Here is a 505-nt window from a genome sequence, read left to right on the forward strand (position 1 = left end):
ACCTAACTCGGCACGTTGGCTATCGACAAATTTCATCGCCGTGTCTAGTACAGCGACGGCTTGCTGCGCCCCACCAACGGTTGTGATGTTCAGGTTATTGACCGCATCATAACCTTTCAACGACATCCCAAGCTCACTCGCAAGATCTCCTGAGAATGAAATCGTTCCGGCGGTTTCTTCTCCTGCCATAAAGATCTGTAACTGACCTTTTTCATTAACAGAAGCCGTCACTTTGTCGGTTTGGCCATTAATGTAGGTCGCGAGTTCTTCAATATCATCACCGGCTTTGGCATTGATTTGGATTTTTTCCGTCTCGCCAGAACGGTTGGTGAAAGACATCGTCAGATCATTGGCGTTCTCTTTTACCTGCCAATCAGAATCAGCACGCCCTTGAGCGACATAACTAAAGCCCCCCATGTCCAGCCCGTCAGTACGCATCGATTTCAACTCAATCTGTACGGCTTCACCAGAAGCAGCACCGATTTGAAAAGACGATTTGCCGAAT

The 505-nt window shown here is 48.1% G+C and carries 1 protein-coding gene; it reads right to left on the bottom strand.

From position 1 onward, the window contains the following. Positions 1-505 (bottom strand): flagellin hook IN motif-containing protein (locus R7Q48_RS31545; RefSeq protein ID WP_318134417.1); only part of this gene is annotated, 505 nt, incomplete at both ends.

The organism is Vibrio sp. 378 (genome assembly GCF_033339435.1).